Raw genomic sequence first — 26,706 nt, 5'->3', positions numbered from 1 at the left:
TCGGCCCGTATTGCGAAGCCAAGTCACCGATATTGCGGAAACAGATACCCACCCGATGCCGAAATGATGCCATACGCGCCCCGGCGCGATGAAGGGTCCACACGCCTAAATCCGCAGGTAGCAAGCTCCGGCCCGCCCGGGCGCAACGCCCAGGCATGCCCGATGCCCCCGGACTAAACGCCGAGGCTGCGACCGATGATCTCTTTCATGATCTCGGTGGTGCCGCCGTAAATCGTTTGAACACGGGCGTCCAGATAGGCCCGCGCGACCGGGTATTCGCGCATGTAGCCGTAGCCGCCGTGCAGCTGCAGGCACCGGTCGATCAGGTGCACCTGCTTCTCGGTCGAGTACCACTTGGCCATCGCCGCCTGCTCCACCGTCAGCTTCTTGTCCAGGTGCAGCCGGACGAACTCATCGACCATCATCCGCACCACGGTGGCTTCCGTGGCCAGCTCGGCCAGCAGGAACCGGCTGTTCTGGAAACTGCCGATCGGCTTGCCGAACGCTTTGCGCTCCTTGGTGTACTGGATCGTCTGCTCCAGCACCGCCTCCATCGCCCCAGCGGCCATGATCGCGATCGAGATTCGCTCCTGCGGCAGGTTCTGCATCAGGTAGATGAAGCCCATGCCCTCCTCGCCGAGCAGGTTCTCCACTGGGACGTGCACGTCGGTGAACGACAGCTCGGCGGTGTCCTGGGCGTCCAGACCGATCTTGTCCAGGTGCCGGCCGCGTTCGAAGCCCTCCATGCCGCGCTCCACGACCAACAGGCTGAAGCCCTGCGCGCCCTTCTCCGGGTCGGTCTGGGCGACGACGATCACCAGGTCGGAGTGGATGCCGTTGGTGATGAACGTCTTGGATCCGTTCAGGACGTAGTGGTCGCCCTGCTTGACCGCGCGGGTCTTGATGCCCTGCAGGTCACTGCCGGTGCCCGGCTCCGTCATGGCGATCGCGGTGATCAACTCACCGGTGCAGAACTTGGGCAGCCAGCGCTGCTTCTGCTCCTCGTTGCACAGTTCCAGCAGGTAGGGGGCGCAGACGTCGTTGTGCAGGCTGAAACCCAGGCCGCTGTAGCGGCCCGCGGTGACTTCCTCGGTGATGATCGTGTTGTAGCGGAAGTCGGGGTTGCCGCCGCCGCCGTACTCCTCCGGCACCGCCATGCCCAAGAAGCCCTGCTTGCCGGCCTCCAGCCACACGGAGCGGTCGACGATCTTGGCCTTCTCCCACTCCTCCTGGTAGGGGGCGGCGTGGCGGTCCAGGAAGGCGCGGAACGACTCCCGGAACAGCTCGTGTTCGGGCTCGAACAGGGATCGCTGGTATTTGATTGCGGCGCTCATCGCCTGACCTCCGAGATCGACAGGAACTTTCCGACGACAATAGACCAACCGGATGGTTGGGAGGTCCGGCGGTCCGGGTTATCGCACCGAAACCGTGCGGCTACCGCGCGTCCGCCCCGGTCCGGCGCGGGCCGCCCCGCCGTGCCGGACGCTGGGAGGCTCCCGGCGCCGCACCGCGACGCCGCCGTCCGCTGCCCGATCCCCGGCCCGCTGCCTTGGGTGAGGCGGGACGCGTAGGCGGGGCCACCTTGGGGGCGGGCATCTGTACCGGGGCGACCTCGCCGACCAGCGCCTGCACCGGCACGGAGTCCGCGCCCACCTGCTGCGGGGCGACGGTGATCCCGGCCCGGCGCAACAGCACCTGGGTGTCCTTGCGCTGTTCGGGCAGCACGACGGTCACCACGTCACCGGCGCTGCCCGCGCGTGCCGTACGGCCCGAACGGTGCAGATAGGCCTTGTGCTCGGCCGGTGGGTCAACGTGGACCACCAGCTGCACCTCGTCGACGTGCACGCCGCGCGCGGCGATGTCGGTGGCCACCAGCACCCGGGCCGCCCCGGTGCTGAACGCGGCCAGGTTGCGGTCACGGGCCGGCTGGGACAGGTTGCCGTGCAGGTCGACCGACGGAATCCCGGCCTCGGTCAGCTGTTTGGCGAGCTTGCGCGCCTGATGCTTGGTGCGCATGAACAGAATTCGCCGGCCGGTGCCGGACGCCAACCGGTGCACCAGGTCTTTCTTGTCCTGAGCCCCCGCGACGTGAAACACGTGATGGGTCATGGCCGGCGGAGGCGCCGCGATGTCATCGACCGAATGCGATACCGGGTCGTGCAGGAAGCGCCGCACCAGCTTGTCCACCCCGTTGTCCAGCGTCGCCGAGAACAGCAGCCGCTGGCCGGTGGCGGGCGTGGCGGCCAGAATCCGGGTGACACCGGGCAGAAAGCCGAGATCGGCCATGTGGTCGGCCTCGTCGAGCACGGTGACCTGCACCGCGTCCAGGCTGATCAGCCGCTGCTTCATCAGGTCTTCGAGGCGTCCGGGGCAGGCCACCACGATGTCGACGCCGCCGCGCAGCGCGGTCTCCTGCCGGCTCTGCGACACCCCGCCGAAGATGGTGGTGACCTTCAACCCGTAAGCCGCCGCAAGCGGTTTCACCGTCTCGGTGATCTGGGTGGCCAGCTCACGGGTGGGTGCCAGCACCAGGCCCGACGGCCTGTTGGGGCTTCGCTTGACGTCGGCCAGCCTGGCTACCAAGGGAATTGAGAACGCCAGCGTCTTGCCGCTGCCGGTCTTTCCGCGGCCCAGCACATCACGGCCGGTCAGGGTGTCGGGCAGGGTACGGATCTGAATCGGGAACGCAGCGGTGATTTCGTTGTCGTTCAGCGCCGCCACAAGTGGTGCGGGCACGCCGAGGGTGCCAAAGGATACAAAAGATGCAGTCATGAGTACGGTGCCTTTCAGGCATCGGTTGCGCTGCGGTCCGCGACGACGAGATCGAGCGGCTGAGGGCGCAAAGTGGCGAGATTGCCGGTGGGCAAAATCGATCGCCGCGAGAAGAGCTTGTGCTGGATCGCACCGTTGACCTTCGATTGTCGAAGGTGAGTAAGCGTTCCACGACGTGCTGGCGTCACTTCTTTCACACCGGCGTTGGTTCGAGCCTAGCCCACCGGTGCGGGTTCTCCGAAACTCTTGTGACCGATCACACGGGAGAAGGCACTGCTAGGACGGGCCGAATTCCCGCAGGCTGGCGGCCAGCGCGGCGGGAACGCGGGCGCGAATCCGGGTGCCGCCTTCGCCGTGCTCGGCGTGGGACACCCTGCCCTGTTCATGCACCCGCGCAACCAAATCGCCCCGACCATAAGGAATGACGACATCCACGGCGGTGTCGACCGGTGCCACCAGCTCCCCCATCCGGCGGCGCAGCGCGTCGATACCCTCGCCGGTGTGCGCCGAGACGAACACCGCCTCGGGCAGCGCGCGCCGCAGCTGAGCCAATGCCAGATCGCCGGCGGCGTCAATCTTGTTGACCACCAGCAGTTCTGGGACCTGCTGGCCGTCATGCTCGGCGATGACCTCGGAGACCACCTCGCGCACCGCGCTGATCTGCGCCAGTGGTGCGGGGTCGGAGCCGTCCACCACGTGCACCAGCAGGTCGGCGTCGGCGACTTCCTCCAGGGTGGAGCGGAATGCCTCCACCAGCTGGGTGGGCAGATGCCGCACGAAACCGACGGTGTCGGTCAGCACGAAGGGCCGATCGTCCTCGAAATACCCACGGCGCGTGGTGGGTTCGAGGGTGGCGAACAGTGCATCCTGAACCAGCACCCCGGCACCGGTCAGCGCGTTGAGCAGGCTGGACTTGCCGGCGTTGGTGTAGCCGACGATCGCCACCGACGGGACGTCACTGTGCCGGCGACGACTGCGCTGGGTGTCGCGCACCTGCTTCATCGCCTTGATCTCACGGCGCAGCTTGGCCATCCGTTCCCGGATTCGGCGCCGATCGGTCTCGATCTTGGTCTCACCGGGGCCGCGCAGCCCCACCCCGCCGCCGCTGCCACCGGCCCGGCCACCGGCCTGCCGCGACATCGACTCACCCCAGCCACGCAGCCGCGGCAGCATGTACTGCATCTGGGCCAGCGCCACCTGCGCCTTGCCCTCGGCACTGGTGGCGTGTTGGGCGAAGATGTCGAGGATCAGCGCGGTCCGGTCGATCACCTTGACTTTGACCGCCTTTTCCAGCGCGGTCAGCTGAGCCGGGGACAGCTCGCCGTCACAGATCACGGTGTCCGCGCCGCTCGCCAACACCATCTCCCTCAACTCCTGTGCCTTCCCCGAACCGATGTAGGTGGCCGGGTCGGGCCGCTCCCGACGCTGGATCAGGCCCTCGAGCACCTCCGAGCCCGCGGTTTCGGCCAACGCCGCCAGCTCCACCATGCTGGCGTCGGCCTCGGCGGCGGTGCCCTCGGTCCACACACCGACCAACACCACTCGTTCCAGCCGCAGTTGGCGGTACTCGACCTCGGAGATGTCGGCGAGTTCGGTGGACAGCCCGGCGACCCGGCGCAGCGCAGCGCGATCGTCGAGGGCCAGCTCACCGGTGCTGGGCTGCGGCCCCGAGTCCGGATAACTCACTGCGCCGCCCACCATTGCGGTGCGATGTCACCGCGGGCCACCAGCTCCGACGGGCCGCGCAGATAGCTGGTGGCCTCGGTGACGGTGACGCTGACCTGCCCACCGGGTATGTCGACGCGCAGCGTGCCGGTAGACGCGCCGGTGTGCGCCAGGGCCGCCACCGCGGCGGCCACCGTGCCGGTGCCGCACGATCGGGTCTCGCCCACTCCGCGCTCATGCACCCGCATCGACACCGCGCCGTCATGCGGTGCGGTCAGGATCTCCACGTTCACTCCGTTCGGGAACTGGGCGGCGTCGAACGACACGGGTGCGCCGACGTCCAGGGCGGCCAGATCTGCGGCCGACAGCCCGGGATCCACACAGGCCAGGTGCGGGTTTCCGACATCAACGGCCAGCCCCGCAAACCGCCGCCCGCCGACGACGGCTTCAAAGGCCTGGCCCCCGCTTCCCAACCGGTTCGGTTTGCCCATGTCGACGGTGATCTCGGCCCGCACATCGTCGGCGTGGTGCACGGTCACCGGGCGCGGCCCGGCCAACGAGCCGACCACGAACTCGTCGCGGGGTTCCAGGCCGGCCGCCCGCAGGTAGTGGGCGAAAACCCGGACCCCGTTGCCGCACATCTCGGCCACCGACCCGTCGGCATTGCGATAGTCCATGAACCAGTCGCCGGCCGCCACCCCTTCGGGCAGGTGATCGAGCACGCCTGCGCGCACCGCGGCGCCCGCGGTGGTCACCCGCAACAGACCGTCGGCGCCCAGGCCGCGGCGCCGATCGCACAGCGCCGCCACCGCGGCGGCGGTCAGGTCCAGCTCCACGTCCAGGTCCGGCAGCAACACGAAGTCGTTCTGGGTGCCGTGGCCCTTGGCGAAAAGCATGTGCTCAGGATACGTGCCGTGCGGCGGCCAGGGCCGCGTCGAGCAGGCCGTCGGCCGCCGCGTCCAGCCACTGAATGCGGTGATCGCGGCGAAACCAGGACCGCTGCCGGCGCACATAGCGGCGAGTCCCGACAAAGGTCGGTTCCCGGGCGCCGGCACCGTCGCCGCCGGAGTCGAGGTCGGCGATAACCTGGGCGTAGCCCAGGGCTCTGGAGGCGGTGACACCCTCGCGTAGCCCGGCCTGCAGCAGCGCCACCACCTCATCGACCAGGCCGTGGGCGAACATCATGTCGGTGCGCGCGGACAGCCGCTCGTCGAGAAGGGCGGTGTCCCAGTCCAATCCGATGATCACGGTGTCCCACCGCGGGGCACCGATGGTGGGCGCGGAGGCGGCGAAGGGCTGCCCGGTCAGCTCCACCACCTCCAGTGCCCGCACGATGCGCCTGCCGTCGGTGGGCAGGATCGCCGCTGCCGCGGCGGGGTCGGCGCCGGCCAGTTCGGTGTGCAACGCCGCGACCCCGACTTCGGTCAGCCGCTGTTCGTAGCGGGCCCGCACCGCTGGATCGGTGGCCGGAAACGACCAGTCGTCGAGCAGCGCCTGCAGGTAGAGCATCGATCCGCCGACGATGATCGGGACCGCGCCGCGGCCCAGGATCGCCTCCACGTCGGCCGCCGCGGCCTGCTGGTAGCGGGCCACCGTGGCGGTCTCGGTGACGTCGAGCACGTCGAGTTGATGGTGCGGGATGCCGCATCGCGCTTCCGGCGACAGCTTCGCGGTGCCGATGTCCATGCCGCGGTAGAGCTGCATGGCGTCGGCGTTGACTATCTCACCGCCGAGGCGCACGGCGAGGTCCAGCGCGAGCTGCGACTTGCCGGTACCGGTGGGCCCGACGACCGCGATCGGCCTCACGGCTGCCAGACCCCGACGAAGTAGCCGACCCCGTAGGGGGCGCCGCGGTAGAGCTGGGTGACGTTGCGCGGGGCAGTTCCGGCCAGCCCGGCCAGGGCTGCGAACCCGGCCCTGCCGACGACCTGCGGGGGTAGCCCGGCCAGGGCGGCGATGTCTCCGCCGGCCAGCGCGTCGTCCAGGGCGCGCTGACGCTCGACGTCGGCCGGGTTGTGCCCACCCGGCGCGGCCGGTGTCAAGGTGTTGGCGCCGTCGGCCAGCACCAACACCCCGACGGGCTCGGCGGTCCGGTCGATCTCCTCGCGCATGCCCCGGCCGACGGCGAGCGCCGCGCCGGGATCGGCGCAGGCGTGCACCACCACGTGCGCGTCCGGCCGGATCTGAGCGCGCACCCACCCGGCGACCAGCGCGCACAACGGCAAATCGGCCGCTCGCTGGGCGTTCGGTGCCAGCCGCACCTCGACGTCGGCGCCGAATCCGGCGAAACTGCCCGCGCTGTCGGGTTCATACGCCGCGTCCGGCCCGGCCCCGACCGCCACCCAGCGCAGCGGCAGGGCCTCGGCGGCGGCCAGCGCAGCGGCGCGCAGCTCAGCCGCCTCGGCGGCGCTGCCGGCCAGTTCGGGCACCAGCACCGGTGCCGACGGCATGATCGCTATCGGGCCCAGCACGGCACCAAAGCTAGCTGCTCGTCGGCGACGCCACCGGCTCGGCCACGTCGGCGCCGGCCTCGGCGACGATCGTGGCGGCCTCACCGCGGGCCAGTGCCGCCGTCGAGATGACGATCACCACCACCCCGATGATCACCGCGATGTCCTCGATGCCGCCGGCCTGGATGTGCTCGTTGAGCAGCAGAACCCCCAGCGCACTGGCCACCAGCGGTTTGGCCACGATCATCGTCGGCATCGACGCGGTCAGCGCACCGGCCCGAAACGCCGACTGCTGGAAGATCATCCCGGCGAGCGTCGCCGCCAGCCAGGGCACCAGCACAGGCGATTCCAGCGCGTCTTCCAGACCCTCGGCCTTGATCAGCTCGACGAGCACCTTCGTCAACAACGCGAACACCGCCAGGGACGTACCGGCCACCACGGCCAGCAGCACCGCCGCCAACGGCCGGCCCTTGAACCGCCGGGCAGCCACCACACAGGCCACCAACAACGTGACCACCACCGCCGACACCGCGATCCAGGTGCTGGCCGGCGCGTGCTGTTTGCCCTCGGTCGGGTCACCGACAATCACCACCACCGCCAGCGCCGCGGCCAGCAGCATGGCCCACATCCACTCCCAGTTGCTGACCCGGCGCTTGGTCAGCCAGGCATACATCGGCAGTGCGAACAGCAGCGCGGTCACCTGCAGCCCGGTCACCAGCATCACCGAACCCACCGCCAGCGCCATCGCCTGCAAGACGTAGTTGCCTACCGCCGCCGCGCCGCCCCCCCACCACCGCAGGTCGCGCAACGACAACCAGAACAGTTGCAGGTGGCCCACCTGCTGGTCGGTGACCTCCTGGGCCGACCGCTGGCGGATCACGTCGCCGATCGCGGACGCCAGCGCGGCGCACAGCGCGAGCAACGCCGCTAAGACATTCCCTGTCGACATGGCCCCCTCCTCAACCGCGCAAGAATACCCGCAGATGGCGTGACGGCCGGGGAACGCGAGGCCGGCGGCGGCCGACTACGCCGCGGCGACGGCCGGATCGTCTTCGGCGGTCGCCTGGTCAAGCGACAGCGCCGCGACCGCCGCGATCAACAAAGCCACCGCCAGCACCAGGATGAACTCGCCCTCGCGACCGGGCCGTAGCACCTCGCCGAGCAGCACCACGCCCAGTGTGGCGGCCACCATCGGCTCCAGCACCGTCATCGTCGGCAATGAGGCTGTCAGAGCTCCGGCCCGAAACGCCGATTGTTGGAACACCGCCCCGGCCAGCGCCAAGGTCGCCCACGCGTACAGCTCCGGGGAGCTCAGCAGCGTTCGCGGGCCGTGGCCGATCATCTCGACGACGCCCTTGGTCAGCACCGCCACGATGCCCCACGAGATGGCCGACACCGCCGCCAGCAGCACCGCCGCCACCGGCCCGGTGAAGACACGTGCCCCCACCAGGCACAACAACACCACCGGCCCCAGCAGCGCGATCACCCAGACCCAGGCGTCCAGCGACGCGCGGGCCTGCCCGGCGGTGGGATGACCGACGGTGATGACGACCGTCTCGGCCACCACCAGCAGTGCCGCCCACAGCCACACCGAACGACCCAGGCGGCGGCCGGTTTGGCGCGCACCGAGCGGCAGGGCGAACAACAGCGAGGTGACCAGCAGCGACTCCACCAGCAGCACCGAACCCAGTCCGAGCGCCGCGGCCTGCAGGCCGAAACCCACCACCCCGGCCACGGTCCCGACCCACCAGCGCCGGTCGGCCAGCAGCCGGGCGAACAGCGCGGCGTGCCCGATGGCCTGGCCGCCGACCCGGTGGGCGCTGCGCTGCTGGATCACATCGCTGATCGCGATGAACAGCGCTGCCCCGAGCGCGAGCAGCACGGCGACGGTCTCCTTCGCCATGGCCGGCCTCCTACTCTGTGCCGCGCTGACACCGGCGGCGATCGGACAGGCTACAGCCCGGTTCATGCGGCGGTCCCAACTTCGCCTCTCCTCCGTCGAGTTAGCGGCACGCCGCGGCGGGTAGCTGCTTGAATACTCTTGAATGCACTTGAATGCCTCAAGGCAGTTCGAAGGCGCCGCGGTGCGCGGCAGATGCGCGGGTTATCCCGCGAAGGGTTAGGTGACGACAGCGATGACCACTGACAGCGGTTCGTCCGCCCCCGCCCCACGCCCGGGGCCTCGCCCTGGGCCCCGCCCCGGCCCCAAACCCGGTGCCCGGCCCGCCGCGGTCATCGTCACACCGCCCACGGGCGACCCGCATCGGTTCGGGCGGGTCGACGACGACGGCACGGTCTGGCTGGTCACCTCGGCCGGCGAGCGGCAGATCGGCTCCTGGCAGGCCGGGGACCCCGAGGCGGCGTTCGCCCACTTCGGCCGGCGCTACGACGACCTGAGCACCGAAGTGACCCTGCTCGAGGAGCGGCTGACCTCCGGCAGCGGCGACGCCCGCAAGATCAAGGCATCCGCGGCGGCGCTGGCCGAGTCGTTGCCCACGGCCAGTGTCCTCGGCGACATGGACGCCCTGGCGGCCCGGATCGCAGCGGTCAGCGAGCACGCCGACACGATCGCCGCAGCGCACCGGGCGGAGCGCGATGAGCAGCGGGCGGCGGCGACAGCACGCAAGGAGGCCCTGGCGGCCGAGGCCGAGGAGCTGGCCGCGAACTCGACGCAGTGGAAAGCCACCGGTGACCGGCTGCGAGCCATCCTCGACGAGTGGCGCACGATCACCGGCCTGGACCGCAAGACCGATGACGCGCTGTGGAAGCGCTACGCGGCGGCGCGGGACGCCTTCAACCGGCGGCGCGGGTCGCACTTCGCCGACCTCGACCGCGGGCGCGCCGGGGCGCGCGAGGAAAAGGAACGGTTGTGCAAGCAGGCTGAGGAGCTGTCCGGCTCCACCGACTGGGCGGCCACCAGTGCCGCGTTCCGTCAGCTGCTCACCACCTGGAAAGCGGCCGGGCGGGCGTCGAAGGATGTCGACGAGGCACTGTGGCAGCGGTTCAAGGCCGCTCAGGACACGTTCTTCTCCGCCCGTAACGCCGCCAACGCCGAACGCGACGCCGAGCTCGAGGCCAACGCCACCGCCAAGGAGGCACTGCTGGCCGAGGCCGAGCGGATCGACCCGGCCAACCAGAACGCCGCGCGGGCCGCGCTGCGCTCGATCGTCACCAAATGGGATGCCCTCGGCAAGGCGCCCCGGGAGCGGTCCGCCGAGCTGGAACGACGACTGCGGGCGGTGGAGAAGAAGGTGCGCGACGCCGGTGCTGCCGCCGACGCTGCCGTGGTCGACCCGGAAGCCGAGGCCCGGGCAGCCCAATTCCGCACCCGCGCCGAGCAATTCGAACGTCAGGCACAGAAGGCGCAGGCCGCCGGCCGGGACAAGGAGGCCGCCGAGGCCAGCGCCAGCGCCGAACAGTGGCGCCAGTGGGCCCAGGCCGCCGAAAAGGCGCTCAACAAGCGCTGACCCACGCCCGAGGTTTGACGATCGGCCGTCGCGGGCTACCCCCCATGGTGACAACGACCAACTCTCACTGGGGGTATCGGGCATGGCCAGCAATATCACCGCAGCGCTCGACGTCAAACGACCGATCCGGACGGTCTACAACCAATGGACCCAGTTCGAATCGTTCCCGAGATTCATGGAGGGCGTCGAGGAGGTGAAGCAACGCGACGACACGCATCTGCACTGGAAGATCAAGGTCGGACCGGCGACCCGTGAGTTCGACGCGACCATCACCGAACAACATCCCGAAGAACGCGTCGCCTGGCGATCCGACGCCGGTCCCAGCCACGGTGTGGAGTGGTGACGTTCCACAAGATCGACGACGACACCACCCGGGTGACCACCCAGATGGACATCGACCCGGATGGTTTCGTGGAGAACGTCGCCGACAAACTCAACATCCTGGACCATCGGGTCCACGCGGACCTCAAACGGTTCAAGGACTTCATCGAGAACGAACCCACCGAAACCGGTGCGTGGCGCGGAGACGTGCCGCGACGCTGATGCACCCGGCGGGCGAAGGCTACTCGGCCGGCGGCGGGTCCTTCGGGCGGTCGAGACCATCCAGCAGGTTCTTCGACTGCAGCTGCGCGGTGCTGCGCCGTCGCTCCTCTTCGGCGGCGAGCTGGAGCGCGGTGCGCGACCACACCACCTGGGCCCAGTGAAACGTCAGCACTACCAGCGTGATCCAGGCCAGGATCAGCCCGATTCCCGGGCCCGGTTCGCCGAGCACCGCGGTCTGCCGCGACCACACGGCAAGGAGCCCGGTCGCACTGGCCACCGCCGAGCCCGCCAGCGCCACCCAGGCCACCGCCCAACGTCGGGTGATCAAGGCCAGCAGGGAGAACCCGACACCGAACACCAGCGCCAGCCACATGAACAGCTGCGATGGCAGAGTCAGCAGTGCATCGTCGGTACGGTTGCCCGGGAACAGCACATCCCAGCCGCGGACCGAACCGGTGTGCGGCAGCAGAAACGAGCCCAAGAGTACGAACACGCAGACCGCGACCACCAAACCTCTGCCGCCGGGGTCGATCTCACCCGCCACGCGCCGTTCCGCGGCTTCGATGTCGGCACGGTAGGCCTCGAAGTCACCCTGGTTGTGCCCGCTGCCGCTCACGACGACGCCCCCGGCATCTTGGGCATGCCAAGCCCGACACCGGGCCCCGGTCCGGCGTGGATATCACCGGCCCTGGTGCGCCGGTGACTCAGTAGCGCCCCATCGGCCAGCATGTGGTGGGGTGCGGCGCCGGTCACCGTCGTGGTCACCACGTCGCCGGGACGGACCTGCGCTGCCCCCGGAGCGAAGTGCACCAGCCGGCCGTCGCGGGCCCGGCCGCTCATCCGCGCCGTCTGGGCATCCTTGCGCCCCTCCCCGACCGCCACCAGCAGCTCGACGGTGCGGCCGATCTGGGCCTGGTTCTCTTCCAGCGAGATCTTCTCCTGCAGCTCGATCAGACGGTCATAGCGTTGCTGGACAACCTCTTTGGGCAGCTGATCAGGAAGCTCGGCCGCCGGCGTACCGGGCCGCTTGGAGTACTGGAAGGTGAATGCGGCCGAGAATCGGGCCGCGGACACCACGTCGAGGGTGTCGGCGAAATCCTGCTCGGTCTCGCCGGGGAATCCGACGATCAGATCGGTGGTGATTGCCGCGTCCGGAATCGCGGCCCGGACCCGGTCGAGAATGCCCAGGTAGCGCTCGGCCCGGTAGGAGCGGCGCATCGCGCGCAGCACCTGGTCCGAGCCGGATTGCAGCGGCATGTGCAGGGTGGGACAGACGTTCGGGGTCTCCGCCATCGCCTCGATGACATCGTCGGTGAACTCCGCCGGATGCGGTGAGGTGAATCGGACTCGCTCCAGACCGTCGATGCGTCCGCAGGCCCGCAGCAGCGACGCGAACGCGCCGCGGTCGCGCGGCAGCGCCGGGTCGGCGAACGAGACACCGTAGGCGTTGACGTTCTGGCCCAGCAGGGTCACCTCCAGAACGCCTTGGTCAGCCAGGGCGGTGACCTCGGCGAGGATGTCATCGGGGCTGCGGTCCACCTCACGCCCGCGCAGCGACGGCACGATGCAGAAGGTGCAGCTGTTGTTGCAGCCGACAGAGATGGAAACCCAGGCCGCATAAGCCGATTCCCGCGCGGCGGGCAGCGAGGACGGGAACTCCCGCAGTGATTCGACGATCTCGACCTGGGCGCGCTGGTTGTGCCGGGCGCGTTCCAGCAGCACCGGCAGCGACCCCAGGTTGTGGGTGCCGAAGACGACGTCCACCCAGGGCGCCCGGCTCAGCACGCCGTCCTTGTCCTTCTGGGCCAGGCAGCCGCCGACGGCGATCTGCATGTTGGGGTTGCTGCGCTTGTTGGGCGCCAGGTGACTCAGGTTGCCGTACAGCTTGTTGTCGGCGTTCTCCCGCACCGCGCAGGTGTTGAACACCACCAGGTCGGCGTCGGCGCCCTCGGCGGCGCGGCGGTAACCGGCCTGCTCCAGCATGCCGGCGATGCGTTCGGAGTCGTGAACATTCATCTGACAGCCGTAGGTGCGCACCTCGTAGGTGCGCAGCTGTTCGGAAATCACCGGCGAACTCACCCGGACTATGGTACGGCGGTTGGCCGCACCCGGATCTATCGGAGTGACCCGGCCGATAGCGGCGCCCGGGCCCAGCCTTCCTGGGTAGGGTCGGATGCCATGACCAGCGGCGGGCCGGATCCGGTGCCGATGATCGCCATCCGAGACGTCAACAAGTACTTCGGCGGCCTGCATGTGCTCAAGGGCATCAATCTGCAGGTCGCCCGCGGCGAGGTGGTGGCGATCCTCGGCCCGTCGGGCTCCGGCAAGTCCACCCTGTGCCGCACCATCAACCGGCTCGAAGTCGTCGACTCCGGTGTCATCGCCATCGACGGGCAGCCGCTGCCGGCCGAAGGCCCGGCGCTGGCCCGGCTACGCGCGCAGGTGGGAATGGTGTTCCAGTCGTTCAATCTGTTTCCGCACAAGACCATCCTGGACAACGTCACACTGGCACCGATGAAGGTGCATAAGACGCCTCGGGCGCAGGCGCAGCGGCAGGCGATGGCACTGTTGGAACGGGTCGGGGTGGCCGATCAGGCCGACAAACACCCCGCGCAGTTGTCCGGAGGGCAGCAGCAGCGAGTGGCGATCGCCCGCTCGCTGGCGATGGACCCCAAGGTGATGCTGTTCGACGAGCCGACCAGTGCGCTGGATCCGGAGATGATCAGCGAGGTGCTCGATGTGATGACCGCCCTGGCCGACGACGGGATGACCATGGTGGTGGTCACCCACGAGATGGGCTTCGCCCGCCGCGCGGCCGACCGGGTGGTGTTCATGGCAGACGGCGCCATCGTGGAGGACGCCGCCCCGGCGGAGTTCTTCAGCGCACCGAAGTCTCCGCGCGCCCAAGACTTTCTCGCCAAAGTTCTCGATCACTGATGCTGGCCGGGCGAACGTTGCACATGCGGGTCTGCGCCGTACTCGCGGTGGTGTCGGCACTGCTGGTGGCGTGCACGCCCAACGACAGCGGCAAGATCACCGTCGGCGTCAAGTTCGACCAGCCCGGGTTGAGCGTCAAGAAACCGGACGGCACACTCAGCGGATTCGATGTCGATGTGGCCCGCTACGTCGCGTCGCGACTCGGCTACCCGCCGGACCGCATCACCTGGATCGAGGCCCCGTCCGCCCAGCGCGAGATGCTGTTGCGCAACGGCCAGGTCGACTACCTGGTGGCTACCTATTCGATCACCGATTCCCGACGGCAGAAGGTCGACTTCGCCGGCCCCTACCTGCTCACCGGCCAGTCCCTGCTGGTCCGCGCCGACAACACCGACATCACCGGCACCGCGTCGCTGCAGCGGCACAAGAAGCTGTGTTCGGTGTCGGGCTCGACCCCGGCCCAGCGGATCAAGGACCGCTACCCGGGCGTGCAACTGCAGCGCTACGACACCTACTCAGCGTGCGTGGAAGCCCTGCGCAACAATGCGATCGACGCGGTGACCACCGATGACGTGATCCTGGCCGGGTATGCCGCCCAGAGTCCCGGGTCCTTCAAGCTGGTCGGCAAACGGTTCTCGGAAGAGAAGTACGGGATCGGGGTGCAAAAGGGCAACGACGGGTTGCGGCGGCGGATCAACGACGCGATCGAGGAGATGGAACGCGACGGCTCCTGGCGGACGGCGTTCGTGGAGAATTTCGGCGCCGCCGGTTTCGCGGTGCCCGTCCCGCCGCCCATCGAACGATGATGTTCGCCGAATACCGGGGCCAGATTCTGCAAGCCTTCACCGTCACCGTCGAGTTGGCGGTGTTGTCCGGTGCCATCGCGTTGGTTCTGGGCACCGGGCTGGCCGCGATGCGGCTGGCTCCGGTTCCGGTGCTGCGCGGGGTGGGCGCCACCTATGTCCACCTGGTGCGCAACACGCCGCTGACCCTGCTGTTGCTGCTGTGCTCGTTCGGACTGTCCCAGACGCTGGGCGTGACGCTGACCGATCCGCATTCACCGACGTCGATCGACGACAGCAATTTCCGGCTCGCGGTGCTCGGGCTCAGTGTGTACACCGCGTCGTTCGTCTGCGAGGCGGTGCGTTCCGGCGTCAACACGGTGGGCATCGGGCAGGCCGAGGCCGCCCGGTCGCTGGGCCTGAGCTTTACCCAGAACCTGCGGATCGTATTGTTGCCCCAGGCTTTTCGTGCCGTGATCATCCCGCTGGGCTCGGTGCTGATCGCACTGACGAAGAACACCACGTTGGCGTCCGCGATCGGCGTCGCCGAAGCGGCGCTGCTGATGAAGACGATGACCGAGAACACCGCGGCCCTGCTGGGGGTGGGCGCGGTGTTCGCCGCGGGCTTCGTTGTGCTCACGCTGCCGCTGGGCCTGCTGTTCGGGTATCTGGACCGGCGCTGGGCGGTGTCGCGATGAGGTCCGCGGCACCGGCGACGGTGCTGTTCGACGCACCCGGACCGCGGGCCCGCGCCCGCCACCATGCGCTGTCGGCGGTCACGGTGCTTGTCGTCGGGCTGCTGTGCTGGGTGATCTATTCGCGGCTGTCCGCCAAAGGCCAACTGGCGGCCGAGAAGTGGACGCCGTTCCTGACCGCTGACCTGTGGCGGACCTACGTGCTGCCCGGCGTGGTGGGTACGCTGACCGCGGCGGCCTGGTCGATCGGGCTGGCACTGATCCTGGGTGTCGCTCTGGGGGTCGGCCGGCTGTCGAGAGTCCGGCCGGTCCGCTGGAGTTGCGCGATGGTGGTGGAGTTCTTCCGGGCGATCCCGGTGCTCATCATGATGATCTTCGCCTACTTCGTCTACGGCCTGCTCAATGCCTTCCCGCCGCAGCATCTCGCCCTGGCCGGAGTGGTCACCGGCCTGACCCTCTACAACGGCGCGGTCATCGCCGAGATCGTGCGGGCCGGGGTGAAAGCCCTGCCCGGCGGACAGTCCGAGGCGGCCGCCGCACTTGGTCTGGGCTGGGGCAAGTCGATGCGCCTGGTGCTGCTGCCGCAGGCCGTCACCGCGATGCTGCCGGTTCTGGTATCGCAACTGGTGGTGGTGCTCAAGGACACCGCGATCGGCTACCAGATCACGTTCGTGGAGATGGTGCGCCAGGGCACCGTGGTCGGCTCCCAGTACAGCAACTACCTGCCTGCGCTGCTGGTGATCGCGGCGCTCATGATCACCGGAAACATGGTCCTGTCGGCCGGTGCGATCGGGCTGGAGCGCCGGCTACGCCGGGCCCGCCACACTCCTTTGGAAGCGGCCCCGATCGAGCCGGAGGGCACCCCCGGCGCCCGGGTGGTTTAGGCGCTGCGCACACGCTGCCCGCCGTCTAGAGTCAGATCCGACAGTTAGCGACAGGAGACCCCCATGGCCATCACTCCCAAGGACGCATTCAACGCCGCACGTGATATCGCCGCTCACGCCGTCGAGAAGGCCTCGGACATCGTTGAGGACGCCGGCGACATCATTCGCGGGGACATCTCCGGCGGCGTCAACGCGATCGTCCAGGATTCCGTGGAGATCGCCACTCACGCCGTCGAGCGGACCAAGGAAGTCTTCACCAGCAAGGACGAGGCCGAGGAAGACGCCTGACCCTTCCTTGAGGGAAATGCTCGACGCCAGATGTCGATATCTGGCGTCGGGTTCACTTTTCTTGAAATAGGCTTGGCGGATGGCGGACCGACAACGCAGGTCAGATCGTCTTGCCCAGGTAGTTGATGAGTGCCGCGCCGCAGTCCGCGCCGCACCCGACGCCACGTCGCTGTCCCAAACCCCGGATCGGCTGCTGGGCACACTCGCCAGGAAGGCCGGATACCAACGCTTATCGTCGAAATTCTGCGAAGAACTCGATGCGCAGCTACGAGCGGCGGGGATATCCACCGTCCCCGACCTACGCGACCCGACAAACGACCGGCGAACACGGATCTACCTCTTCGATGCGAAGCACCGCCCCCCGGGCATCCAGAGCCCCAGTGGTCTTTTCAAGGAAGAGAAAGCACTCTCAGAATTTCTGCAGAAAAACTTGGAAACGTTGCCTGCGCTAAAAAAGCTTGGCTTGCGATTTCGTGATTCGGAAGTGCCGATCACCCCCCGGTGCTATCTCGATATTCTGGCTGAAGACAAGAAAACCAAAGCCCTCGTCGGTATTGAATTGAAGGCCCAAGAGCCCAAACGGGACCTCGTCTCGCAAGCGGGCAGCTATATGACCGCGTTGAAGAAAATGTCGGCTGCCAAGGATCTGCCAACGCCTCGCCTCCTCATCGTGACTGGCCAGCCGGACCAAGAGTTTCAGCGCGATATTAAAACCTTATCGGAAAAATACGGAGTGCCTGTGCAGTGGCTGATCTACACGATCTCACTGACCCTCAAAGAGGTTTAGAACCGTCCACACCTCCGTATCGCTGGGCCATTTTTTGTCGGTGCTCACCGATAAAATAGTTGAGTGCAGGCAATAGCATCCACTTGGCCCGTTTGCGGAAAATGTTGCGAGGTAGCCCACTTCTCGTGGATGGGTGGTGCCCACCATTGCGCTGTTGCCGAACCAAAGGAAGACCTCGACGAATCCCCACTGCGAATCGAGAACCACCACCCACAGCAACTTGAGTTTCCGGAATGGATCCGCAGCAATGCGGACAGGTTCGTCTACACCGACGAACGGGGACTGCACTATCTGCTGTGGCGACTGATTGACAATGCCGTCGGTGAGGCGGCTGCCGGCCACGCCACCGCTGTGACGGTCCGACTCCTCGACGATGGCGGCGTCGAGGTCAGCGATAACGGTCGCGGGATCTCAGCCGGCGAACCCGATCCCTTCCTGCCGACCACCTACCGAGTCGCCGCAGCCTGGACACCGGACTGGGACGACACATCGGATCGCTGCTTCGGAACATTCGGGGGTACTCGGTCCGCCGGCATTTGGATCGTGAATGCATTGTCGACCCGCCTGGAAGTCGAAAGCACCCATGCTGATCGGCACTGGATCAGCCGGTACGAACGCTCCGGGTCCGGCGCGTTTGAAATCGGCGATACAGCCTCCGCGACGGGAACCACCGTGCGCTTCTGGGCCGACAGAGCTGTTTTCGGCGCCGCGGACTACGACTTCAATACGGTGACCCGGCGCTTGCATCAGCTGGCTTTTCTGAACAGCGGGCTGACCATCGGAATTGTCGATGAGCGGAGGCCCGAACCGCCCAGGTCGTACACCTTCTGCTTCACCGACGGCCTGACGGGAATGGTCAAGAAGCTCAACCGCACACGCGTGCCAATCCACGAGGACGTCATCCACTTCTGCGGGCGAGGCGCCGCGGGCGACGTCGAGGTCGCGATGCAGTGGACCGGCGGCTATTCGGCGAGAGTCAGTACCTTCGCCGACAACGCGGACACCAGCGACTATCTCAGCTCTCACGAGAACGGCTTCCGGACTGCTCTCACCGACGTCATCAGCAGATACGCGAGGGATCGCAAGCTGATGCGAGATACTGAACCCGATCTGTCCCCCGACGACATCTGCGAGGGGTTGACGGCGGTCGTCGTGGTCCGACATGCCGAACCTGGCAGCCTTGTGAACCATGAGGTCAAGACGGCCGTCCAGGATCTGTGCAAGCACCACCTGACTCGCTGGCTCGAGTCCAACCCCATCGACGCTGACGCGATTACCGAAAAGGCGATCCGTGCTGCGGATTGCCGACGGACACCCGTACGAACCGGTTGTGGGCGGATGCTCGGATGACGACACTGCTCACGCCCGGAAACCGGAATCAGACGGCCGACCAGCTCAGACGGTGGATCTGCATGGCCTGGGTAAGCACCGGATCGTCGCGCCGAACCGGTGATTGCCGCAATCGGTTCGTTATGGCTGCCGGCGAGTCGACAGCACCGGCCCGCTCGTAGATCGCCCACAATCGCAGCGCATCGCCATGGCGCGACTGGAACTGGATCCCGGTCAGCGGTGCGCCCTCAGCCGTCGACAAGGTGTAGATCCACGCCGAGATCGCCTGAGTCAACGCACGCGGCCTGCTGTCGCGCACGGCGGCCGCATCGACATCGTCGAGTCCGAGGCTTCGGGCTAACGGCAGAAAGCGGTGCCGCAGGGTGGGCAGAGTGAGCTGATGCGCCGGAAGGGCAAATGCCCCAGAAATTTTCGCTTCCCCAAGAATTCGCCGCTCACACCAGTTCGGCGAGATAGTGCCTGCGGCTGCAGTGGGATACTGCTCGTCATCGTCGATCTCCGCGAGCTCGTTTACGAGCTGCGGATCAGCACGGAATCGGGCCAGCACCTCCAGGTGGCAGGCCAGCGCCGACGACCCGACGTACAGCGTGCGCCAGATACCGTCGGGATCATCCCAGCGGCCGTTGAACCGACCGTGATCGGCGTATTCCCACGGCGTCCAACTCCACGGGTCGGCCGAGTATCCGACCCGATAGACCCTGGTGCCAGAGATCTGGTGGTACCGCAGCGGCCCCGACGATGTCTGAATTTGGGCCAGTGAGTTCATTTACCCGACGGCGGCGAACTGTCGAGCGGCGGCGATGACGCGGGCACCATCGGCCTCCAAATCGCCGTTGCGCAGCAGACGGGCCGGCGACTGGTCATCCAGGCTCGGATTGAGTCCCTGAAACCACGCTTGGGCGACCTGTACAGAGTCGCGCTCGGCGATGATTCGCGCGGCCCGATAGGCCAGGCGCAGCCGTTCTAGGTCAGCGGGCTTGCCAATCGCACGAGCACCCTCCGCCCACTGACGGACTGCGCGGGTCTCCTTGACCCCGCCGAGGTAGGCGACCAGCTTGGCTCCGAGCAGCTCACGGAGAGCACCAACGAGTTCCGCGCTGGTCATGGTCAGGGCATCACGGTATGCGGCCAGGTCCGGTCTCGCCGAAGTAATGGTCATGGGATGCACCGCCCTACACTTTCATAGCCCCGCTCAAATCACACACTACTTCACACTATATATCCCATGCCAGATCACTGCAGCGATCCTATGTGCGGACTACCAACGAATGCCACTGCGATCCGATTACAGCCGGATGCGCCGATAACCGTTTCAGACCCGGCGGCGCTCCCGCTCGGCAGCCAGTTCGGTGCTGACCACGTCGTAGGCCATCGACGGGTTGTAGCCGCGCCGAGCCAGCATCGCCACCAGCCGCCGGGTGACCCGCACGTCGTCTTCGCCGAGGGTTTCCCGGCGAAGCTTGGCGTGTACCAGCTGTTCGGCGCGGTCCCGCTCGGCGCCGGCGTCGATACCGGCCAGCGCCCCGGCGATCACGTCCTCGCCGACGCCCTTGGTGCGCAGCTCGGCGGCCAGCGCCTTGCGACCCTTGCCCGCGCGCTCACGCCGGGACCGCACCCACTGTTCGGCGAAATCGGCGTCGTCGATCAGCCCGGCGGTGGCCAACCGATCCAGCACCCGGTCACTGACGTCCTCGGGATAGCCCCGTTTGATCAGCTGACCGGCGAGCTCGGCGCGGGTGCGAGCCCGGGCGGTGAGCAGGCGAAGGCACAGTGACTTCGCCTGCTCCTCGCGCTTGGGCTCCGCTGCCTCGACCAGCTCAGAAGTCGACGGGGGCGGGCAGGACTTCATCGGCCAGCTCATCGGTCAGCACGGCGCCGATACCGAGCTTCTCTTTGATCTTCTTCTCGATCTCGTTGGCCACGTCGACGTTCTCCAGCAGGTAGTTGCGGGCGTTCTCCTTGCCCTGCCCCAGTTGTTCGCCGTCGTAGGTGAACCAGGAGCCGGACTTGCGGATGAAGCCCTGGTCCACGCCCATGTCGATCAGTGAGCCCTCACGGCTGATGCCCCGGCCGTAGAGAATGTCGAACTCGGCCTGCTTGAACGGCGGCGACACCTTGTTCTTGACGACCTTGACCCGGGTGCGGTTACCGACTGCGTCGGTGCCGTCCTTGAGGGTCTCGATCCGGCGAACGTCCAGGCGCACCGAAGCGTAGAACTTCAAAGCCTTTCCGCCCGTGGTCGTTTCAGGACTACCGAACATCACCCCGATCTTCTCCCGCAGCTGGTTGATGAAGATGGCGGTGGTACCCGAATTGTTCAGTGCGCCGGTCATCTTCCGCAGCGCCTGGCTCATCAGCCGGGCCTGCAGACCCACGTGACTGTCCCCCATCTCGCCCTCGATCTCCGCGCGCGGCACCAGGGCGGCCACCGAGTCGATGACCAGGATGTCCAGCGCGCCGGAGCGGATCAGCGTGTCGGCGATCTCCAGCGCCTGCTCCCCGGTGTCAGGCTGAGACACCAGCAACGCGTCGGTGTCCACACCGAGCTTCTTCGCGTACTCGGGGTCCAGCGCGTGCTCGGCGTCGATGAATGCCGCGATACCGCCGGCGGCCTGGGCGTTGGCCACCGCGTGCAGCGCCACGGTGGTCTTACCGGAGGACTCCGGGCCGTAGATCTCGACGACCCGGCCGCGGGGCAGCCCGCCGATGCCCAGCGCCACGTCCAGTGCGATCGACCCGGTCGGAATGACCGAGATCGGCTGACGCACCTCGTCCCCGAGGCGCATCACCGAGCCTTTGCCGAAACTCTTGTCGATCTGGGCCATCGCCAGTTCGAGTGCTTTTTCGCGATCAGGGGCTTGCGCCATGATGCCTCTCCTGTGGTTCGGTGTTCGGTTGACCGGTTCTCGGTCGATTGGCCGTGACGCTAGCGACAGGGTCCGACAAACCGGCGAACTCTCACCACAGTAGGCGAACGAATGTTCGAATCAAGTCAGACACGCGGCGTGTCGGCGTGTCCGACTTTCACAGCAGTCAGGCCACCCGCATCACGTGCGCCGACGCCCCGATGGTGGTGTCCTCGGCGCCCATCATGGTGCGCATGAAGGCCTCCTGCTCACGCCGCCCGCGCAGCGCCGCGCGGTCCAGGCCACCGGGCAGGACCAGCGCCGCGGCGCTGCGAACCAGGTTCACCGGCATCCGCAGCAGCGGGTACCACGGCAGCACGAAGGCCGGTAGGCCCAGCTTTCGCATCGTGCGCGGCCCCAGGAAGCTGCCGGTCAACGACAGGTGTTGGGCCCGTGCGATACGGCGACGCAGGCCGGCCGGCCCGCGAAAGTGCCATTCCAGCGGATCATCGGCCATCGGGGCCGCCAGCTGCTTGGTGGTCTCGTCGGGCGCAGAAAGTGCGCCGAGGGTCTGGTAGAGGATGGCAACGCCGTCCCGGAAGCTGTGCGGCAGCCAGTCGTCGCTGACACCCATCAGCCAGCCGACGTAGCGAGTGGTGTGCGCGATGTCGTCGAGTTCGCTCGGGGACAGCACGATTCCGAGCCCCAACCCGCCGGCCGGTGGTGCGATCAGCGCTCCCACCAGGGTGGCGGCCATGTCGGTCTGGTTGACCGGCAATCCCCACTCCTCACCGCGCCAGTCCGGCAGCGCGGCCACGTGCCGACGTACGAATTCATGGATCAACCGGACCCGGATAGTGGCCTGATAGCCGACGCCGAGCGGCTCCAGTCCACCCTCACCGCTGACATCCAACGCCCATTGCAGGGTCTCGGCGAACCGCTTGTTCGAGCCTTTCTCCAGCACACCGGTGCGCAGCAGCGTCTTGTTGAACGAGGAGAACTGGTAGCCGCCGAGGAAGGAGACGTCGCGGGCGATGTAGGTGCCATCGGCGCCGCCCCGGCGCAGGGCGCGCTGGCCCCGTCGCACCCGGTCCATGTCGACCCAGTCCGGGACCGGCTCGAACTCACCGAAAAACTCCCGCAGCGGCTCCGGTGCGTCCGGCACCGAGGCCAGCCCGTGGGCGAGGATCTGGTCGAACAGCGGGCGCGCTTCCTTGGCCTGCGACATCCACTCGACGAGCCGCGCCATCGGCTCCCCGCCGGCGGTCAGGTCCGCGCCGATCTGGCGCCACCGCTCGGGCGTAGGCTTCGCGATCCCCATCGCCGTCGCCATCAGCCGAATGCTGGCCGGAATCGTGCCGGGCGCGTCCGGATGCCGAGTGGGGACAGCCAGTGCGGGTGCGTTCATCGGGCAACCTCCAGCGGTGTTTTGGATAACATCCGTATTCCGAAACTAAACGCGCTAGTAGGGTGATGTCAATGAAACGCCCTGAGGTGGTGCGTGACTACGGCGGAATCAGCGCGGACGACCGTCGCGCCGAACGCCGCGGCAAGCTGCTGACCGCCGGCCGCCAGCTCTGGGGCGAATCGGGAATCGGGGACGTCACGGTCCGCGGCGTCTGTACCCTCGCGGGGCTCACCCCACGCTATTTCTACGAGCAGTTCCCCAACCGCGACGCACTGCTGTTCGCGGTCTCCGACGATGTCCGGGATCAGCTGCTCGAAGCGATGGTCACCGCCGGCGTCGGCGACCCCGGCACGCTCACCGACAAGCTCCGGTCCGCACTGACGGCCTTCCTCGATCTCATCGCCGTCGACCCCCATATCCACCGCATCGCCACCAGCGACCTGTCCGCGGTCCCCGGGCTCAATGAGCACCGCGCCCGCATCCTCGACATGATCACCGACTCGATCGTCGAGCACGCCCCCGGTGTCCTCGACGGCCCGGCTCCCCCGCCCGCGGAGTTACGCCGCGGTGCGCTGTTCATCGTCGGCGGCGTCAACCAGATCATCGAAGGCTGGCTGGCCAACCCGGTCGAGACCACGACCGAACTGGCCGCCATCTGCTCAGACCTCGCCGTTGCCCTGGTCCGCAGCATCATGGCGCCGAGCGATCCGTCTCACCACTGATCTCGGGGTACGTCGAAGTCCGCGCACAGCGCCCACCACACGTCGCGCGGTTCCACACCGTCCTCGATCGCCTGCGCGGCGGTCCGCCCGCCGACCGCGGTCAGCACATGGTCGGCCAGCACCGAGGCGCCGTACGCGGCACCGAAACGTGACGTCACCAAGTCGTGGAATTCGGTCAGGCGCACGCATCCCAACCTACCCAGCCCCGGACAGCGCCTCCTGGCACACCCGTACCGGATCGGCCACATCGGTGGCGCCGTCGGCGGCCCGTCGCGCGGCATCGCGGTAGCTCGGCGACGCCAGTACGTCCCCCACCGCCTCGGCCAGCGCGGCACCGGTCAGCGGCCGGATCAGCCGTCCGCTGCCCTGGCGCACCACGCGGTTGGCGATCTCCCACTGATCGCCGCCGCCGGGCACCACCACCAGCGGCACCCCGCTGAGCAGGGTCTTGGCGACCATGCCGTGTCCGCCCCCGCAGACGACCAGATCGGCATGGGTCAGCAGTTCGTCCTGACGTCCCAGCCCGGCAACGGCCCATGGCGGCAACGTCAGTGCCGGGCCCCCCAGCCGCGACACCGCCACCCGGGCGCCGACCGGCAGCGCGGCGCCGGGCACCAGGTGCTCCAATGCCAGCTCGGCCAGCCCGGCGGCCCCGGTCGACGCCGTGGACGGCGCCACCACCACCAGCGGGCCGGAGCCCGCGGGCACCGTCAGCAGCTGCTCGGTCGGCTCGAAGTGCAACGGCCCGACGACCACGGCCTCGGCCGGCCAGTCGGGCCGGGGCACCTCCAGGGCCGGCAGCGTGGCGATCAGGCGCCGTAGCGGCCCGGGATCGCGGTCCGGCAGGCCGATACCCACCCGGGCCTCGGCCCGCTGGCGCAGGCCGCCGCGCACCGACCGTGCCGTCAGGGACCGCATCACCGCGTCGCGCAGCCGACCCCGCACCCCGGTGCCCGGCGCCAGCCCGCTGCCGATCGGCGGCAGTCCCTTCGAAGGCAGGTACAGCGGGTGCGGGCTGAGCTCAACCCACGGGATGCCGAGCAGTTCGGCGGCCATCCCCCCGCAGGCGGTGATGACGTCGGAGACCACCAGGTCCGGCGCGAGTGTCCGCAGCTGATCGCGGTTCTGCCACGCCATGCGCGCCGCCCGCTGATGGAGCTTGGCCCCGTCGTCGGCGTCGTCGTCGGCGGCGGTGGCGTCGAGTCCGAGCAGCTCGGCGGCGTCCACCCCGGCAGCACGTGCGGTGTCGAGCCACTGCACCCCGGTCAGCAGGGTCGGCGCATGCCCGGCCGCCGCGAAGAGCTTGCACAGCGCTATCGCCGGGAACGCGTGACCGGGATCCGGGCCGGCTACCACCACCACTCGCATCGGCCTACCGTGCCACAGCCCCTCGGGCCTAGGGTGTGAGGCATGACCGAATCGAGTGCCCCGCAGACCGCCATCGAGCTGGCCGAGAACATCCGCATCGTGGAAAGCTTCCTTGAGGCGCTCGCAGACGAGGATCTCGACACGGCAGCCGCCGCGCTCGCCGACGACGTGGTGTATCAGAACGTCGGGATGCCGACCATCTACGGCCGCAGCGCCACCATCAGAGTGTTCCGCCGCCTGGCCGGCCGGGGAACCTTCGACGTGAAGACCCACCGCATCGCCGCCGACGGCTCGGCGGTGCTCACCGAGCGCACCGACGCACTGACGTTCGGGCCGCTGCGCCTGCAGTTCTGGGTGTGCGGGGTCTTCGAGGTGCACCACGGGCGAATCACGTTGTGGCGCGACTACTTCGACTTCTTCGACATGTTCAAAGCGACGTTGCGGGCGGTGGCGGCAACCGTGTTCCCGGCGCTGCGGCCGACCTTTTAGAGCCGCGACCGTGCGTCAGCGGCCGAACCCGATCCAATACATCCGCTACTGCTACGGGCGCCCGTTACCGCCGGAGCTGCTGGACTGGGTCCGTAACGACCTGGCCGGCCGGGGTGCCACCATCCGGATGATCATGCGCGCCGTCGTGCCGACGACGCTGATCCTGATCCCGTTCTGGTTCATGCCGGCGGACTTCATGACGCATTTCACCATGACGTTTCCGATCTGGTTCATGGTGATTCTGTTCGCGCACGCGCTCAACAAGGTGTGGCGCAAGCACATGCTGCGGATGCACGGACTGGACCCGGAACTGGCCGACGAACGCACCCGCCAGCGTGATGCCCATATTCATCGGGCCTACGTCGAACGCTACGGTCCGCGGCCGGAGTCCGCCCCGCAGCGCAGCGACGATATCTAGACCACCCGGGGCAGCTCGGCGAGTTCGTCGAACGCCTGCGCCCAGCCCAGCATCCGGTCGGTCGCGCCGACCAGCTCTTCGCGGTAGCGCCGCTGGGACATCGGAGAGTTCGCCGGATCGCCGGCTGACATCGCCGACCGGTCGTTGGCTGAGGCCACCAGTTGCGCTGCGGCGGTGACCATTTCGTTGTATTGACGAACGCCGGCACTGAGCTGAGCGGTGAACGCGTTGATGGTCGGAACCAGGTACTCCCGCGACTGGGCGCTGTGTTGCACGGCGCGCTCCATCGAGACCACCTCGGCCGCGGTGGCCGCCATGGTCGAGGCGGCGCGGTTGACCGCGGCCGTCAGCTCGGTGATCTCGCCGTCCGGCAACAGCCGGCCGCGCTGCAACACACCCAGCAGCGACAGCATCCCGCGCTCGGAGGCGCCCAGCGCGTACATCGCCGGCCGTGCCGCCGAGCCGGGCGGCGGCAGGCGACGCGTGGCGGTGGGCCGTGCGGCCGGCAGCGGCGTCGAGCGCAGCCAGCGGTACCGCAGCAACAGCAGCGTCGCCGGCGCCGCCGCCCCCGCGGCGATCGACCCGGTGATCAGCAGGACCCACACCGGCGTGGACCACGACGCCAGCATGGCCGTCACCAGCATCCAGAAACCCGATGCGACACCGAAGAACAGGCCCAGGCGCAGCGCACACCGGCGCTTGCGCAGCATCCTGGCCCGCGGGTCGGCGATGGCGCCCAGCTTGTCGGCAAGGATGTCAGCGACCTCGCTGGCGCGGTCCACGGCGCGCTGCAGCACGGCCCGCCGCGTGCCGCCTCCGAGTGTCATGGCTGCCT

Annotated in this window: 30 protein-coding genes and 1 pseudogene; 12 read left to right on the top strand and 19 right to left on the bottom strand. The window is 68.1% G+C overall.

Annotated elements, in window-relative coordinates; all coding sequences use genetic code 11:
* Positions 1-173: 173 nt before the first annotated feature.
* The 9 genes from AWC16_RS04760 to AWC16_RS04725 form a co-directional block, all read right to left on the bottom strand.
* Positions 174-1,334, bottom strand: a complete 1,161-nt coding sequence (locus AWC16_RS04760; protein ID WP_085263642.1) for an acyl-CoA dehydrogenase family protein — start codon at positions 1,332-1,334, stop codon at positions 174-176.
* Positions 1,335-1,434: 100 nt separating this feature from the next.
* Positions 1,435-2,772 carry a DEAD/DEAH box helicase gene (locus AWC16_RS04755; RefSeq protein ID WP_085263641.1) on the bottom strand — a complete coding sequence of 446 codons (1,338 nt, stop codon included), beginning with the start codon at positions 2,770-2,772 and terminating at the stop codon, positions 1,435-1,437.
* Positions 2,773-2,786: 14 nt separating this feature from the next.
* On the bottom strand, positions 2,787-2,969 hold the full coding sequence (locus AWC16_RS23830) for a hypothetical protein (protein ID WP_133055910.1): 183 nt from the start codon (positions 2,967-2,969) through the stop codon (positions 2,787-2,789).
* A 79-nt stretch (positions 2,970-3,048) separates the two neighbouring features.
* On the bottom strand, positions 3,049-4,458 hold the full coding sequence (gene hflX / locus AWC16_RS04750; protein ID WP_085263876.1) for a GTPase HflX: 1,410 nt from the start codon (positions 4,456-4,458) through the stop codon (positions 3,049-3,051).
* Positions 4,455-5,333, bottom strand: coding sequence for a diaminopimelate epimerase (gene dapF, locus AWC16_RS04745; RefSeq protein ID WP_085263640.1), 879 nt, complete (start codon positions 5,331-5,333; stop codon positions 4,455-4,457). Before dapF ends, hflX begins: the two co-directional genes overlap by 4 nt.
* A 4-nt stretch (positions 5,334-5,337) precedes the next feature.
* On the bottom strand, positions 5,338-6,243 hold the full coding sequence (miaA, locus tag AWC16_RS04740) for a tRNA (adenosine(37)-N6)-dimethylallyltransferase MiaA (protein WP_085263639.1): 906 nt from the start codon (positions 6,241-6,243) through the stop codon (positions 5,338-5,340).
* Positions 6,240-6,908 carry a class III extradiol ring-cleavage dioxygenase family protein gene (locus AWC16_RS04735; RefSeq protein ID WP_085263638.1) on the bottom strand — a complete coding sequence of 223 codons (669 nt, stop codon included), beginning with the start codon at positions 6,906-6,908 and terminating at the stop codon, positions 6,240-6,242. Before AWC16_RS04735 ends, miaA begins: the two co-directional genes overlap by 4 nt.
* Before the next feature lie 10 nt (positions 6,909-6,918).
* Positions 6,919-7,836, bottom strand: coding sequence for a DMT family transporter (locus AWC16_RS04730; protein WP_085263637.1), 918 nt, complete (start codon positions 7,834-7,836; stop codon positions 6,919-6,921).
* A gap of 75 nt (positions 7,837-7,911) precedes the next feature.
* Positions 7,912-8,790 (bottom strand): DMT family transporter, encoded by an 879-nt coding sequence (locus AWC16_RS04725; protein ID WP_085263636.1) that lies wholly within the window; start codon positions 8,788-8,790, stop codon positions 7,912-7,914.
* Positions 8,791-9,022: 232 nt separating this feature from the next.
* Between AWC16_RS04725 and AWC16_RS04720 the strand changes: the two genes are divergently transcribed.
* Positions 9,023-10,354, top strand: coding sequence for a DUF349 domain-containing protein (locus AWC16_RS04720; RefSeq protein WP_085263635.1), 1,332 nt, complete (start codon positions 9,023-9,025; stop codon positions 10,352-10,354).
* An 82-nt stretch (positions 10,355-10,436) separates the two neighbouring features.
* A pseudogene (locus AWC16_RS04715) lies at positions 10,437-10,897 on the top strand (SRPBCC family protein).
* Positions 10,898-10,916: 19 nt separating this feature from the next.
* Here the strand turns inward: AWC16_RS04715 and AWC16_RS04710 are convergent.
* Together AWC16_RS04710 and miaB are read right to left on the bottom strand one after the other, a co-directional pair.
* Positions 10,917-11,513 (bottom strand): Rv2732c family membrane protein, encoded by a 597-nt coding sequence (locus AWC16_RS04710; protein ID WP_085263634.1) that lies wholly within the window; start codon positions 11,511-11,513, stop codon positions 10,917-10,919.
* A complete protein-coding gene (gene miaB / locus AWC16_RS04705) occupies positions 11,510-12,976 on the bottom strand; it encodes a tRNA (N6-isopentenyl adenosine(37)-C2)-methylthiotransferase MiaB (protein WP_085263633.1) in 1,467 nt (488 codons plus the stop codon). The genes AWC16_RS04710 and miaB overlap by 4 nt, the downstream gene beginning before the upstream one ends.
* Before the next feature lie 99 nt (positions 12,977-13,075).
* Between miaB and AWC16_RS04700 the strand changes: the two genes are divergently transcribed.
* From AWC16_RS04700 to AWC16_RS04670, 7 genes are all read left to right on the top strand, one after another.
* Positions 13,076-13,834: an amino acid ABC transporter ATP-binding protein gene (locus AWC16_RS04700; protein ID WP_085263632.1), complete on the top strand. Its 759-nt coding sequence runs from the start codon at positions 13,076-13,078 to the stop codon at positions 13,832-13,834.
* Positions 13,834-14,640, top strand: coding sequence for a glutamate ABC transporter substrate-binding protein (locus tag AWC16_RS04695; protein WP_085263631.1), 807 nt, complete (start codon positions 13,834-13,836; stop codon positions 14,638-14,640). The genes AWC16_RS04700 and AWC16_RS04695 overlap by 1 nt, the downstream gene beginning before the upstream one ends.
* Positions 14,637-15,314, top strand: coding sequence for an amino acid ABC transporter permease (locus AWC16_RS04690; RefSeq protein WP_085263630.1), 678 nt, complete (start codon positions 14,637-14,639; stop codon positions 15,312-15,314). The genes AWC16_RS04695 and AWC16_RS04690 overlap by 4 nt, the downstream gene beginning before the upstream one ends.
* Positions 15,311-16,195: an amino acid ABC transporter permease gene (locus AWC16_RS04685; protein WP_085263629.1), complete on the top strand. Its 885-nt coding sequence runs from the start codon at positions 15,311-15,313 to the stop codon at positions 16,193-16,195. The genes AWC16_RS04690 and AWC16_RS04685 overlap by 4 nt, the downstream gene beginning before the upstream one ends.
* Positions 16,196-16,258: 63 nt before the next feature.
* Positions 16,259-16,483 (top strand): Rv1893 family protein, encoded by a 225-nt coding sequence (locus AWC16_RS04680; protein WP_085263628.1) that lies wholly within the window; start codon positions 16,259-16,261, stop codon positions 16,481-16,483.
* Between the two features lie 79 nt (positions 16,484-16,562).
* Complete coding sequence (locus AWC16_RS23825; RefSeq protein ID WP_133055909.1) at positions 16,563-17,270, top strand: PDDEXK family nuclease; 708 nt, start codon at positions 16,563-16,565, stop codon at positions 17,268-17,270.
* Positions 17,271-17,399: 129 nt separating this feature from the next.
* Complete coding sequence (locus AWC16_RS04670; RefSeq protein WP_085263626.1) at positions 17,400-18,620, top strand: ATP-binding protein; 1,221 nt, start codon at positions 17,400-17,402, stop codon at positions 18,618-18,620.
* Between the two features lie 28 nt (positions 18,621-18,648).
* Here AWC16_RS04670 and AWC16_RS04665 read toward each other — a convergent pair whose 3' ends face one another.
* From AWC16_RS04665 to AWC16_RS04645, 5 genes are all read right to left on the bottom strand, one after another.
* Positions 18,649-19,386 (bottom strand): RES domain-containing protein, encoded by a 738-nt coding sequence (locus tag AWC16_RS04665; protein ID WP_085263625.1) that lies wholly within the window; start codon positions 19,384-19,386, stop codon positions 18,649-18,651.
* The gene (locus AWC16_RS04660) at positions 19,387-19,779 is read right to left on the bottom strand and encodes a hypothetical protein (protein ID WP_085263624.1); all 393 of its coding nucleotides are present in this window, start codon (positions 19,777-19,779) and stop codon (positions 19,387-19,389) included.
* 153 nt (positions 19,780-19,932) lie between these two features.
* A complete protein-coding gene (gene recX, locus AWC16_RS04655; protein ID WP_085263623.1) occupies positions 19,933-20,469 on the bottom strand; it encodes a recombination regulator RecX in 537 nt (178 codons plus the stop codon).
* Positions 20,438-21,490 carry a recombinase RecA gene (recA, locus tag AWC16_RS04650; protein ID WP_165759169.1) on the bottom strand — a complete coding sequence of 351 codons (1,053 nt, stop codon included), beginning with the start codon at positions 21,488-21,490 and terminating at the stop codon, positions 20,438-20,440. Before recA ends, recX begins: the two co-directional genes overlap by 32 nt.
* A gap of 163 nt (positions 21,491-21,653) precedes the next feature.
* Complete coding sequence (locus AWC16_RS04645) at positions 21,654-22,874, bottom strand: oxygenase MpaB family protein (protein ID WP_085263621.1); 1,221 nt, start codon at positions 22,872-22,874, stop codon at positions 21,654-21,656.
* Positions 22,875-22,945: 71 nt separating this feature from the next.
* Between AWC16_RS04645 and AWC16_RS04640 the strand changes: the two genes are divergently transcribed.
* Positions 22,946-23,596 carry a TetR/AcrR family transcriptional regulator gene (locus AWC16_RS04640; protein ID WP_085263620.1) on the top strand — a complete coding sequence of 217 codons (651 nt, stop codon included), beginning with the start codon at positions 22,946-22,948 and terminating at the stop codon, positions 23,594-23,596.
* On the opposite strand, the gene AWC16_RS04635 is transcribed toward AWC16_RS04640, so the two are convergent.
* Positions 23,587-23,781, bottom strand: coding sequence for a DUF3046 domain-containing protein (locus AWC16_RS04635; protein ID WP_085263619.1), 195 nt, complete (start codon positions 23,779-23,781; stop codon positions 23,587-23,589). The genes AWC16_RS04640 and AWC16_RS04635 overlap by 10 nt on opposite strands.
* Before the next feature lie 10 nt (positions 23,782-23,791).
* On the bottom strand, positions 23,792-24,964 hold the full coding sequence (locus AWC16_RS04630) for a glycosyltransferase (RefSeq protein ID WP_085263618.1): 1,173 nt from the start codon (positions 24,962-24,964) through the stop codon (positions 23,792-23,794).
* Between the two features lie 42 nt (positions 24,965-25,006).
* On the opposite strand from AWC16_RS04630, the gene AWC16_RS04625 reads away from it, so the two are divergent.
* Positions 25,007-25,453 (top strand): limonene-1,2-epoxide hydrolase family protein, encoded by a 447-nt coding sequence (locus AWC16_RS04625; protein WP_085263617.1) that lies wholly within the window; start codon positions 25,007-25,009, stop codon positions 25,451-25,453.
* 10 nt (positions 25,454-25,463) lie between these two features.
* Positions 25,464-25,871, top strand: a complete 408-nt coding sequence (locus tag AWC16_RS04620; RefSeq protein ID WP_085263616.1) for a DUF5313 domain-containing protein — start codon at positions 25,464-25,466, stop codon at positions 25,869-25,871.
* Here AWC16_RS04620 and pspM read toward each other — a convergent pair.
* The gene (gene pspM / locus AWC16_RS04615; protein ID WP_085263615.1) at positions 25,868-26,698 is read right to left on the bottom strand and encodes a phage shock envelope stress response protein PspM; all 831 of its coding nucleotides are present in this window, start codon (positions 26,696-26,698) and stop codon (positions 25,868-25,870) included. The genes AWC16_RS04620 and pspM overlap by 4 nt on opposite strands.
* Between the last annotated feature and the right edge of the window lie 8 nt (positions 26,699-26,706).

The sequence above is a fragment of the Mycolicibacter longobardus genome, assembly GCF_002102265.1.
Lineage (GTDB): Bacteria > Actinomycetota > Actinomycetes > Mycobacteriales > Mycobacteriaceae > Mycobacterium > Mycobacterium longobardum.
This window is presented reverse-complemented; position numbering and strand designations above follow the sequence as displayed.

Excerpts from the sequence above, each read along its gene's own strand:
- AWC16_RS04755 (WP_085263641.1), bottom strand. The coding sequence starts at position 2,772 with ATGACTGCATCTTTTGTATCCTTTGGCACCCTCGGCGTGCCCGCACCA.
- AWC16_RS04645 (WP_085263621.1), bottom strand. The coding sequence starts at position 22,874 with ATGAACGCACCCGCACTGGCTGTCCCCACTCGGCATCCGGACGCGCCC.
- AWC16_RS04700 (WP_085263632.1), top strand. The coding sequence starts at position 13,076 with ATGACCAGCGGCGGGCCGGATCCGGTGCCGATGATCGCCATCCGAGAC.
- AWC16_RS04660 (WP_085263624.1), bottom strand. The coding sequence starts at position 19,779 with ATGACCATTACTTCGGCGAGACCGGACCTGGCCGCATACCGTGATGCC.
- AWC16_RS04695 (WP_085263631.1), top strand. The coding sequence starts at position 13,834 with ATGCTGGCCGGGCGAACGTTGCACATGCGGGTCTGCGCCGTACTCGCG.
- AWC16_RS04720 (WP_085263635.1), top strand. The coding sequence starts at position 9,023 with ATGACCACTGACAGCGGTTCGTCCGCCCCCGCCCCACGCCCGGGGCCT.
- recX (WP_085263623.1), bottom strand. The coding sequence starts at position 20,469 with ATGAAGTCCTGCCCGCCCCCGTCGACTTCTGAGCTGGTCGAGGCAGCG.
- AWC16_RS04680 (WP_085263628.1), top strand. The coding sequence starts at position 16,259 with ATGGCCATCACTCCCAAGGACGCATTCAACGCCGCACGTGATATCGCC.
- AWC16_RS23825 (WP_133055909.1), top strand. The coding sequence starts at position 16,563 with ATGGCGGACCGACAACGCAGGTCAGATCGTCTTGCCCAGGTAGTTGAT.
- AWC16_RS04630 (WP_085263618.1), bottom strand. The coding sequence starts at position 24,964 with ATGCGAGTGGTGGTGGTAGCCGGCCCGGATCCCGGTCACGCGTTCCCG.
- AWC16_RS04725 (WP_085263636.1), bottom strand. The coding sequence starts at position 8,790 with ATGGCGAAGGAGACCGTCGCCGTGCTGCTCGCGCTCGGGGCAGCGCTG.
- AWC16_RS04730 (WP_085263637.1), bottom strand. The coding sequence starts at position 7,836 with ATGTCGACAGGGAATGTCTTAGCGGCGTTGCTCGCGCTGTGCGCCGCG.
- AWC16_RS04665 (WP_085263625.1), bottom strand. The coding sequence starts at position 19,386 with ATGAACTCACTGGCCCAAATTCAGACATCGTCGGGGCCGCTGCGGTAC.
- AWC16_RS04690 (WP_085263630.1), top strand. The coding sequence starts at position 14,637 with ATGATGTTCGCCGAATACCGGGGCCAGATTCTGCAAGCCTTCACCGTC.
- dapF (WP_085263640.1), bottom strand. The coding sequence starts at position 5,333 with ATGCTTTTCGCCAAGGGCCACGGCACCCAGAACGACTTCGTGTTGCTG.
- AWC16_RS04685 (WP_085263629.1), top strand. The coding sequence starts at position 15,311 with ATGAGGTCCGCGGCACCGGCGACGGTGCTGTTCGACGCACCCGGACCG.
- AWC16_RS04640 (WP_085263620.1), top strand. The coding sequence starts at position 22,946 with ATGAAACGCCCTGAGGTGGTGCGTGACTACGGCGGAATCAGCGCGGAC.
- AWC16_RS04625 (WP_085263617.1), top strand. The coding sequence starts at position 25,007 with ATGACCGAATCGAGTGCCCCGCAGACCGCCATCGAGCTGGCCGAGAAC.
- AWC16_RS04670 (WP_085263626.1), top strand. The coding sequence starts at position 17,400 with ATGGGTGGTGCCCACCATTGCGCTGTTGCCGAACCAAAGGAAGACCTC.
- pspM (WP_085263615.1), bottom strand. The coding sequence starts at position 26,698 with ATGACACTCGGAGGCGGCACGCGGCGGGCCGTGCTGCAGCGCGCCGTG.
- AWC16_RS04760 (WP_085263642.1), bottom strand. The coding sequence starts at position 1,334 with ATGAGCGCCGCAATCAAATACCAGCGATCCCTGTTCGAGCCCGAACAC.